General features: G+C 67.8%; 6 protein-coding genes and 1 tRNA gene. 4 read left to right on the top strand and 3 right to left on the bottom strand.

All coding sequences use genetic code 11. From position 1 onward, the window contains the following. Both FVW27_RS00440 and FVW27_RS00445 read right to left on the bottom strand, forming a co-directional pair. A partial coding sequence (locus FVW27_RS00440) for a radical SAM protein (RefSeq protein WP_167121802.1) occupies positions 1 to 472 on the bottom strand: 472 nt, incomplete at its 3' end. Positions 473 to 558: 86 nt separating this feature from the next. Continuing rightward, the gene (locus FVW27_RS00445; RefSeq protein WP_167121803.1) at positions 559 to 1,239 is read right to left on the bottom strand and encodes a methyltransferase family protein; all 681 of its coding nucleotides are present in this window, start codon (positions 1,237 to 1,239) and stop codon (positions 559 to 561) included. A gap of 377 nt (positions 1,240 to 1,616) precedes the next feature. Between FVW27_RS00445 and nhaA the strand changes: the two genes are divergently transcribed. The 4 genes from nhaA (at position 1,617) to FVW27_RS00465 (ending at position 6,275) form a co-directional block, all read left to right on the top strand. After that, the gene (gene nhaA, locus FVW27_RS00450; protein WP_167121804.1) at positions 1,617 to 3,008 is read left to right on the top strand and encodes a Na+/H+ antiporter NhaA; all 1,392 of its coding nucleotides are present in this window, start codon (positions 1,617 to 1,619) and stop codon (positions 3,006 to 3,008) included. A gap of 102 nt (positions 3,009 to 3,110) precedes the next feature. Continuing rightward, a tRNA-Asn gene (locus FVW27_RS00455) sits at positions 3,111 to 3,186 on the top strand. 320 nt (positions 3,187 to 3,506) lie between these two features. Then, entirely contained in the window at positions 3,507 to 5,561 is a 2,055-nt protein-coding gene (locus FVW27_RS00460; protein WP_167121805.1) for a methyl-accepting chemotaxis protein, read from the top strand. Positions 5,562 to 5,921: 360 nt separating this feature from the next. Further along, positions 5,922 to 6,275: an EF-hand domain-containing protein gene (locus FVW27_RS00465; RefSeq protein ID WP_015946605.1), complete on the top strand. Its 354-nt coding sequence runs from the start codon at positions 5,922 to 5,924 to the stop codon at positions 6,273 to 6,275. Between the two features lie 198 nt (positions 6,276 to 6,473). Here the strand turns inward: FVW27_RS00465 and FVW27_RS00470 are convergent, their stop codons facing one another. Then, positions 6,474 to 10,079, bottom strand: a complete 3,606-nt coding sequence (locus FVW27_RS00470) for an ATP-binding protein (RefSeq protein ID WP_167121806.1) — start codon at positions 10,077 to 10,079, stop codon at positions 6,474 to 6,476. Between the last annotated feature and the right edge of the window lie 368 nt (positions 10,080 to 10,447).

The raw sequence follows: 10,447 nt of genomic DNA on the forward strand, positions 1-10,447 counted from the left end.
TGCCCGCCCGTGCCTTGGCCTCGCGCAGGGCATCCAGCGCGGCCAGCACCCGTGCGGTCGGAGCACCCCGCCGCACCGCGTCGTTGCGGGCACCGACGCCCGCCAGAGACAGGGCCACCATGTCCACCCCGGCATCCACCAGCACACCGGCCATGCCTGCATCCAGATGCACTCCGTTGGTGGTCAGCCCCACCACATATCCCGCCGCCACGGCTTCTGCCAGCATGTCAGGATACCGGGGATGCAGCAGCGGCTCGCCCCATCCCTGCAAGTGCAGGTGGCGCGCCCCCCGGCAGGCGACCAGCACCCGCCGGAACAGCGCCATGGACATGTCCTCGTCGCGCCATCCGAACCCGCAGGCGGTGCGGGGGCAATAGATGCACGCCGCGTCGCAGCGGGTGGTCACCTCCACCTGCACCCAGTCCCACCGGGGGCGGCGGGGGCGGAACAGCGCGCGCAACGTCGGGAACATGGTCCCTCCGGTCCGGAACAGCCCGTGGGGTCAGTGTGCGAAGCTCACCATGAATGCGGCCCATGGGGGGCGAAAGCGGCACCCGGTCAGTCCTGCATGCGGAACGGGTTGGGCCACAACCGGTTCACCCGGGTGGCGTAGCGGTCCCATGCGTCACCGTAACGGGCGGCCAGGAACGATTCCTCCACCACCACCGTCTCGCGGAACAGCGCCCAGGCCACCACCGGCCCGGCCAGCATGGGCCACGAGGCAAAGCACAGTGCGATGCCCGGCAAGATGCCCAAAATCCACCCCGCGTAGATGGGGTTGCGGGTTATCCGGTACGGGCCGCCGGTGACCAGCCGCCCCTCCTGTCGGCCCGGCTTCAGTTCCGCCCAGGCACGGCGCACGGCCAGCGTGCCCAGCAACAGGGCGCACATTCCCATGAGCACCCAGGCCCAGTGGGGCAGCATTTCCATGCCGAAAGGGCCAGGCAGGGCCAGGGTAAGCCCCGCCCCGCCAAGTTGCGCCAGCAGGGCGGGCACCACGATGCGCGGCCCCGCGCCCCACAGCGAAAGTTCCTCCGGCGTCACGCCCCCGGCGCGCTCGTCCTCGTGCGACGGCACCACGCGGGGAATGGCCGGGCCTTCGCCACCCACGCCCGGTGCGCCGGAATGTCCGATCTCGCCGTGCGGCAGGCGGAAGGAACCCGGCTGCCGGTCATCAGCCTCGTCGGTCCGCAGCAGCGCGGAGTATTCCCGCGCAATGTCCAGATGATCGTGCTTCATGGCGGAACCTCCATGCAGAAGGGTTTTCCACACCTGCACCATACCCGAATCGCCAGCCATCAGGGAAGCCCCCCCGCGCGCACCCGGCCCATCGCACCGGCAACCCGCCCCCCCATGCCCCCCAAATCCGACGGTCCGTCAATCCGGTTTTCGCGGCCCGCCCGTCGCGCTTCGTCGCCGCCGCCCCTACGCCCCTGCCGCTCGTCGCGCGCCGCGCATGCCAATTGCCATGCCGACAATCATGTCGGATGGATGTACGCCAACAACACCCATACGGATTGCAGCACGCGCAACAATCATGCCCAAATTTTCTTGACTGTCTGCAATGTGTGCATATTATAAAAAGTTACATCTTCAACCCATCAACTGGAGTCCACATGACGCACGACACCGGTCACGACCTGCGATCTTCTTACGCACGTCCTGCGACCCCTGCCGATCGCCTGCTCGACCCCTTTCTGTCCTTCATGCGCATAGAGGCAGCCAGCGGCATCCTGCTGCTTGCCTGCACCGTACTTGCGCTGTGCGCGGCCAATTCGCCCCTGGCACCAGCCTGGCATGCCTTCTGGCAACACCCTTTCGCCATGGGGCCGGAAGGCTACGAACTGCGCAAGCCGCTGATCCTCTGGGTGAACGACGGCCTGATGGCCATCTTTTTCTTTCTGGTGGGTCTGGAAATCAAACGCGAAATGCTGGCCGGAGAACTGGCCACCCCCGCCCAGGCCCTGCCCCCCGTACTGGCGGCGGCGGGCGGCATGGCGGCCCCGGCGCTGGTCTATCTGGCCTTCAACCTGGGCCATCCTTCAGGCATCACGCAGGGCTGGGCCGTGCCCATGGCCACCGACATCGCCTTTGCCCTCGGCGTGCTTTCGCTGGCCGGGGACCGGGTGCCCCTTTCGGTCAAGGTGTTCCTGACCGCCCTGGCCATTGCCGACGACATCGGCGCGGTGCTGGCCATCGCCCTGTTCTACACGGCGGACATCTCTCTGGTGGCGCTGGGAATCGGCTTTGCCGCGCTGGCAGTGGCCGCGCTGGGCAACAGACTGGGGGTGGTGCGCACCCTGTTCTACGTGTTGGCGGGCATCGTCACCTGGGTGGCCTTCCTGAAGTCGGGCGTGCACGCCACGGTGGCAGGCGTGCTGCTGGCCTTCTGCATTCCCGCCCGCGCTCGGGCCACCCCCGGCGATCTGGTTTCCGCCGGGCGGCGCCTGCTGGGCACCCTGGAAAACGGCACGACCGATGCTCACCTGCTGGCAGACGGCCATCGCCACGCCGCCGTCGAAGCCATGGAAACCGCCGCCCGCCATGCCGCAACGCCCCTGCGCAGGCTGGAACACGCCCTGGCCCCGTGGGTGGCCTGGGGCATCATGCCGGTGTTCGCCCTGGCCAACGCCGGGGTATCCATCAATGCGGACCTGCTGGGGGGTATCGGCAACCCGGTAACCCTGGGCGTGGCCGCGGGGCTCTTCTTCGGCAAGCAGTTGGGGGTGCTGGCGGCAGTCTGGTTGCCGGTGAAGCTGGGCCTGGCCCGTCTGCCCCGGGGCATGACCTGGCGGCACGTGTACGGCGTGGCCCTGCTGGCGGGCATCGGCTTCACCATGGCCCTGTTCGTGGCGCAACTGGCCTATGCCGATGCGCGCACCCTGGACTACGCCAAGGTGGGCATCCTTTCCGCCTCGCTGGTGGCCGGGATATGTGGCTGGCTGGTGCTGCGTACCGCGCCGTCCCAATCCGCTCAGCCCGAACGGGCGGACGCCCGCACCTCATGATGTGGCAGCGCCGGGGCCCGTCGACGCGAAAAGCCGGGCTCCGCGCTTGACAAAGAAGCCGCTTCACCATACACACCTTCTTCGCCGCAACGACGGCCACGTTCCCCGGTGGCTCAATCGGCAGAGCGGGTGACTGTTAATCACTAGGTTGGCGGTTCAAGTCCGTCCCGGGGAGCCAGAATGCACAGGGCGCATGACCACGGTCATGCGCCCTTTCTTGCGTCCGCGTGCGCTTTCCCCTACCCGCCTCTCTTCCCTCCCCTGGCACCCCCCGCCGCCCCCTGCTCCCGCATTTTTTTCCGGGGGCAATCCCCCAGCGGGCAGGGCACCGTATCCCCGTGAAAAACAATTTCTTCGGCATCCAGATGGCATTCCATGCCAATCCCCGCGAGCGGATACGCACCCTCCCAACTGATGGACACCTTTCCAAGTCTGATGCTAGATACAAGACCTCGCATCACAGAACACACTCACCTATCGAACAGGGAGAGGACAGAGATGGTCTCGCAGAGCATCCGTACGACCATGCTCATCATCATTGCCAGCGTTGTATTGCTGATACAATCCGCGCTCGTCGTGGTGGTGGCGAAAACCGGCTACGATGACGGGCTGGCGGAAAAGAAGCGCGAAATGCGCCTGATGGCCGAAACCATTTCCAAATCGGTGTCCGACTTCGGCCTGCGCCAAATGGACATGATGCGCGGGGTCGCCAAGGTGCCCGTGTTGCGCCAGTTCCTGCAAGGTGACGCATCGCTCGAAGGCGCGGCGACGGAAGTGATCAACGCCATGTCGCAGGCCGCACCCGGCGTGAACACCTACTACCTGTTCAACGCACAGGGCAGCCAGGTCATCCTGCGGACACAGGGCAAGGGAAGCAAGCCCAACCATCTGGCCGACCGTGAATACATCAAGGCCACCCTGGCCGCTAAGGAAGGCTACAGTTCCGCCCCCACCAAAAGCCTGGCCACCGGCAAGCTCATCGTCAGCGTCACCGCCCCCATCTTCGACGAAGCGGGCCGGGTGCTGGGCGGGGTGGGCATGTCCTACGCCATCGACGGGCTGGTGGAAAACTACATCGATTCGGTGAAAATCGGCGAGACCGGTCGCCCCTTCTTCCTTTCGCCCAAGGGGGTGGTCATCGGCCACTCCGACGACTCCATGATCCTCAAGGATATTTCCGGCGACCCCGGCGTGGCCCAGATGATCGCCGCGTCCGACGGCCAGTCCACCATCACGCGCGACGGGCGCGAGGTGATGCAGACCTGGACCCGCGTGCCCAACTGGACGTGGATACTGGGCATTACCATGGACATGAACGAAATCGCCGCGCCCGCCGTGGCTCAGCGCAACTACATGATCGCCATGGGCATCGCGGCCATCGTGGCGCTCATCGGGGTCAGCCTGTTCGCCCTCGACCGCATTGCCGTACGCCCCATCAAGAAACTGGAAGGCTACGCTTCCACCGTGGCGGCAGGCAACCTCGACGACACCCTGGACCTTGCGCAGCGCAACGAGATAGGCAAGTTGGCCGACAGCCTGCGCACCATGGTGGCCAGCCTGAAGGGCAAGATTGCCGAGGCCGACGAAAAGACCCGCATGGCCAACGAGGAATCGGCCCGCGCCGCCAGGGCGGGGCGCGAGGCGGAAGAAGCCCGCGCCGCCGCAGAGCGCGCCCGCGCCGAAGGCATGCTGCAAGCCGCTGCCAAGCTGGAGAGCGTTGTGGAAATCGTCACCTCCGCCTCCGAGGAACTGTCCGCCCAGGTGGAGCAGTCCAGCAAGGGCGCGGAAAACCAGAGCGCCCGAGTGGGCGAGACGGCCACCGCCATGGAGGAAATGAACGCCACGGTGCTGGAAGTGGCTCGTAACGCCTCGCAGGCCGCCGAATCCGCCGAGAACGCCAAGGGCAGAGCCGAAAACGGCGCCACCCTGGTCACCGACGTGGTGCGCAGCATCGCCGAGGCGCAGACCCAGGCCCTGTCCCTCAAGGCGGACATGCAGAGCCTGGGCACGCAGGCCGAAGGCATCGGCCAGGTCATGAACGTGATCACCGACATCGCCGACCAGACCAACCTGCTGGCGTTGAACGCGGCCATCGAGGCGGCCCGCGCCGGGGACGCCGGGCGCGGATTCGCCGTCGTGGCCGACGAGGTGCGCAAGCTGGCCGAAAAAACCATGAACGCCACGCGCGAGGTGGGCGACGCCATCCGCAACATCCAGCACGGCACCCGCCGCAATATCGACAACGTGGAGCAGGCGGTGCAGCTCATCGACAATGCCACCGGCCTCGCCAACAAGTCGGGCGACGCGCTGCACTCCATCGTGCAACTGGTGGAGGTGACCTCGGAGCAGGTGCGCTCCATCGCCACGGCGGCGGAGCAGCAGTCCGCCACCAGCGAAGAGATCAACCACTCCATCGAGGACATCAGCCGCATTTCGGCCGAAACCTCCGACGCCATGCGCCAGTCGTCCGTGGCCGTCACCGAACTGGCCCGCCAGTCGCAGGAAATGAAGACCGTCATCGACGGCATGAAGCGCGAGGCCACGGCCGCGTAAGCCGTGCCGCGTGCGGCACGCGGGATGCGTGATGCGGCACGTCGGGCGAATGCCGCCCATGCCTCCAGACACAGCTGAACAGTCGATGCACCCACGGGGCCGGAGCGGCGCTACTCGCCTTCCGGCCCCTTTCCGTCCCGTTCCGCCCGCATGAACGGCCTGCCATGCGCGATGGCGACGGTCCGCCACGCGCTGCCCGCCGTTTTGCACAACGCTGCACAGCGTTGCACTGTTGACCAATACCGCCACGGGCCTATACATGGCGGTACGGAACATGCGCCGCCCCCGTCCACGGCACGGGGGCAGAGGGCGCACCGGGCGCACGCCCGCGACCACAACCCGAAGCCCGCAGGAGGCACCATGAAACGCATCATCCCGGCAGCCATCATGCTGCTGTGCGCCGCCACGGCCCAGGCCGACGACAAGTTCTCCGCCATGGACAAGGACGGCAACGCCAGCGTGACCTGGGAGGAATTTTCCGCAGCGTTCCCGCAGATGAAAAAGCCCGCCTTCGACGCCATCGACACCGACGGCAGCGGCGCCCTCAGCCACGAGGAATGGGACGCCTTCCGCGCCCACCACGGCCAGGGCGGCATGGGCATGGGCGGCGGCATGGGCCCCAAGGACGGCCAAGGCGCCACCATGCCCAAGGACATGCCCAAGGGCATGGGCGGCATGGGTTCCGCCCCGCTCATCCAGCCCCCCTCCAAGTAGCCGTACCCGCGCCGCCATGGCGCCACGGCACCCCCCTGAAACGCGATACGGGCCGGAATTCACCGGCCCGTTTCTTTTTGCATCGGAACAACATGGCGCGAATGCCCATCGGCAGGACGCGCTTGCCGGACACATCGGAACGAACACGCGGGAGCAAACAGACCGGCCCCCGGCCCGAAAATCGTCGGGGCAAGGCGGCTATGCCATTTCGCCTGAACCCGGTCCTGCCCCTTGTCCCTCCCCCGACCCAGCGCCAGCCACGGCATCAGGCCCAGCGCCAGCCACGGCATCAGGCCCGACATCAAGCCCGGCCCCCGGTCCGGCATCCGCCCCTGCCTGTATCGGGGGCGTGCCGCGCTGCATCTTGCGCAGTTCATGCTCCAGCTGGTTCAGGGCATCCATCAGCAGCATGAACACCGGGCGCGTTTCTTCCGCCCCGGTGGACCGGGTGCGCAGTTCCATCCGCTCGGCCATCTGGCGCACCCGTTCGGCGCCGATGGCCTCCGCCTCCAGGCGCAGCAGGTGCGACAGTGCGATGAGTTCCACCCGGCTGCCTCGGTCCATGGCCGACCACAGGCTTTCGCGCAGCGTGCCCGAATGGCGCAGGAAGCGCAGCGAGGCCTCGTCGCCGCCCACCAGCAGCGTGGCGGCGTTGAACACCGGGGGTTCATCCACCGGCGCGGGAGACGACCGACGCAAGGTATCCTCTCCGGCACCGCCCACCATGCCTTCCACGGCGGCCAGCAACGTCTTCAGCCGTACCGGCTTCAAGGCCACGGACACCCCGCCCGAGGCTTCCAGCGCGGCCTGATCCACCCCGGCGGGGTCACCGGTCATGAGCAGCACCGGCACGTCGGAGGGGGTGGCTGCATCGCTCAGGCGGCGCAGCGCACGCACCACATCGACTCCGTCCATGTCGCGCGGGTGCGCATCGGTGATGACCAGATCGAAACGTTGCGTGCGGGCCGCATCCAGCGCCTCGCGCCCTGCTGCTGCCGTCACGGGGTGGTGCCCGCCGCGCGACAGGGCCCGGCTGACCGCATGGCGATTCACGTCGTCCGATTCCAGCAGCAGCACCCGCAACGGCTCGCGGGCCGTCTGCCTGGATATCTGGCGGGAAGGTGGACGGAAAAGCACGGGAAGATCGGATGGTCCGGACGATGTACCCGGCGTGCCCGGCATGACGAGCGTTGCCGGGACGACGCGGGCCGTTCCCGATGCGCCGCCGGGGCACGCGCCCCCCTGTGTGTGTTCCGCCACCTGGAGCGCGCCGGAGGCATCCGCTTCCGACTGCCCACCCGATGCCGCGAGATGTGGGTCCGCCTCGCACGTTCCGAAGGGCAACAGCACGCGGAACGTGCTGCCCTGCCCCGGCGTGCTGTCCAGCACGATGCGGCCGCCCATCATGTCCGTGAACTTGCGGCAGATGGCAAGGCCAAGGCCGGAACCGCCGTAGCGCCGCGCCGTGGAGGCATCCGCCTGTCGGAAATTTTCGAAGATCAGTTCGTGCTTGTCGTCCGGAATGCCGATGCCCGTATCGCGCACCGAAAAGCACAGCCACTGCGTGTCGCCGCCCGGGTGCCCCTCTGGGGACGTACCGGACGAGGCCGTGCTCCGCGCGGTGCACGTGACGCCGCCAGCCATGCCGGACGCGACTGATGCATCTGGCACATCTGGCACATTGGCCGCATCGGGCCCATCTGCCTGGCAGACCACCACATGCACCCCGCCCTCGTCGGTGAACTTGATGGCGTTGCTGATGAAGTTCACCAGCACCTGGCGCAGCCTGCCGGGGTCGCCGCGCAGATGGCGGGGCACATCGCGGTCAATATGCAGGGTCAGGGCCAGGCCCTTGCGTTCCGCCGTGTGGCCCATGACGCGCATCACCCCGCGCACCAGCCGCGCCGGGGCAAAGTCGATGCACTCCAGGCGCAGCTTGCCCGCCTCCACCCGCGAAAGGTCCAGCAGGTCGTTGACGATGCCCAGCAGCGCCTCTGCCGAAACCAGCGCCGCGCGCAGGTTTTCGGCCACGTCAGCAGGCAGGTGTTCTTGCAATGAAAGTTCGGTCAGCCCGATGATGGCATTGAGCGGGGTGCGTATCTCGTGGCTCATGTTGGCCAGAAATTCGCTCTTGGCGCGGCTGGCGTCCTCCAGCCCGCGCGCCGATTCTGCCAGGGCCAGATCCGCCCTGCGGCGTTCCAGCGCGGCGCCGATGATCTCGCCCGCCGTCTGCAGGAACTTGAGGTCCACCGATTCCCACACTCTGGGCCTGCGGGTGTCGTCGAAACCGATGAACCCGTACCACCGCCCCTGGGCCACGATGGGCAAAACCAGCAGCGACCGGATGCCCTGCGATTCCAGGATCACCCGTTCCGACTCGGGAAAGGTGGTCACCGGTCCCCGGATCACCCGACCCGCCTCCAGTTCCTGCCCCCAGCGGGGAATGACGGAGGTGTACGGCACATCGCGCAGCAGCGGATTGTCGATCTGGGGCGGCACCCCCGGCGCGCACCGTTCGTACCGTTGCGAGCAGCACAGGTTGCCTTGCGCGTCCTGATGATTTTCGAAAATGTACACCCGGCAGGCCCCGGCGGCCTCGCGCAGGCTTTCCAGCACCACAAGCAGCGTATCGTCGGCGCAGGGGCGCGCCAGCAGGTCGCGGGCGCAGGTGGACAGCACCCGGTCGTACAGCAGGCGCAACTGCATCTCGTTGCGGGTACGCACCCGTTCCGAAATGTCGCGCGCCACCGCCACGATAAGGTCACCGCGCGCGGAATGCCACGCGCTGGTACTGAGTTCCACGGGCACCAGGGTGCCGTCCCCCCGGCAGTAGCGCGTCTCCTGGTCCAGCAGCGGCGTGCCGCCAAGTACGGTGCGCGAAATTTCCAGGCAGCGGTCGCGGGTCAGGGTGGGATTGATGTCGCAGGGGCCCAGGGTCAGCAACTGCTCGCGCGAAAGCCCCAGCAGGGCGCAGGCCCCCCGGTTGACGTCCAGGTGCAGCCCGGTCACCGGGTCGATGAGAAAGATGGCCTCGGCCGTGGCGTCCAGCGCGGCGCGGAAGCGGCGCATGGCCTCTTCCGTCTCCTTCATGTCGGTGATGTCCACCGCCAGTTCGTACCGGGCCAGACGCCCGTCGCCCAACGGCACCAACCGGTCGATGCAGCGGAACCAGCGGTTCAGGGCCGGGTTGCGGAATTCCCAGACGTGGGCCTTTTCCGGCTCGTCGCGCAAGCGGCCATTGTTGCAGAAGGGGCAGGGGACGTCGCGGCCCTGCAATGCCTCGTGGCAGCGGCGGCCCTCACAGTCGCCCACCAGGCGGCGCAGAGCGGCGTTGACGTGGAGTATCTCGTGGGTGTCGATATCGGACACGTAGGCGCAGACCAACCCGTCCACTGCCGGAGCGGCCATTTCCAGGAAGGGGTCGGCCACGTCGCCCAGGGGAAGTGGCCTGCCCGCCCAACTGCCCGACGCCGGACGGGACGAGAGGGGGCCGCCATCTGGGGATGCGGGGTTGCCAAGAGGACCGCGGAAGCCGGGCGGACCGCACATGCCGGAGTGGACAGGAGCGCCGCACGGCACGGGATCGTCGGGACGCAGCCCCAGAGCCTTGCGCAGGCGGCGGTTTTCCTCCTCCAGCGCGCGCAGGCGGTTCTGCCCGTCCTCGCGGGACGGACACGCGCCAGCGGACACACCGGCACGCGCACCGGGGTTGCGGTCCGGTGCCTGTTCCGATACATGACCCGGCGCATGATCCGGGGTGCTGAGGCGGGGCTGTGCAGCCCCGTCGGCATCATCCTTGCGCATGGCATCCTCACGGGGTTCCCCTGTTGCGGGGGCACTGGGCATACTGCGCGAAACCGGAGGCGAAGGCAACCGTCCCAAGGCCCACCGGCCCCATTCGTCCCCACCGGCCCCATCCGGCCCCATCCGGCCCCCCGGCTCAGACTGGCAGCCCGAACCATCCGCCACGCGTCGCCCGCAGCAAACAGCCGCCACGACCATCCCGCTGCCGGTAATCGAACCCTTGTCCTTGCCTGCCCCCCTGCCCGCCACTATAGTCCGCGCATGCGACATTCCAGCCACGACCACCGCCGCGCCACACCCGGCGGCACCCAGCCGCGCCACGCGGCCCCATCCGGGGCATGCCCCCGGGCGTACACCCCGCAACGCGG

The organism is Nitratidesulfovibrio liaohensis, assembly GCF_011682075.1.
Taxonomy (GTDB): Bacteria; Desulfobacterota; Desulfovibrionia; order Desulfovibrionales; family Desulfovibrionaceae; genus Cupidesulfovibrio; species Cupidesulfovibrio liaohensis.

What these genes read in the sequence shown, in the direction of transcription:
- nhaA (WP_167121804.1), top strand. Translation starts at nt 1,617, where the DNA reads ATGACGCACGACACCGGTCACGACCTGCGATCTTCTTACGCACGTCCT.
- FVW27_RS00445 (WP_167121803.1), bottom strand. Translation starts at nt 1,239, where the DNA reads ATGAAGCACGATCATCTGGACATTGCGCGGGAATACTCCGCGCTGCTG.
- FVW27_RS00470 (WP_167121806.1), bottom strand. Translation starts at nt 10,079, where the DNA reads ATGCGCAAGGATGATGCCGACGGGGCTGCACAGCCCCGCCTCAGCACC.
- FVW27_RS00465 (WP_015946605.1), top strand. Translation starts at nt 5,922, where the DNA reads ATGAAACGCATCATCCCGGCAGCCATCATGCTGCTGTGCGCCGCCACG.
- FVW27_RS00460 (WP_167121805.1), top strand. Translation starts at nt 3,507, where the DNA reads ATGGTCTCGCAGAGCATCCGTACGACCATGCTCATCATCATTGCCAGC.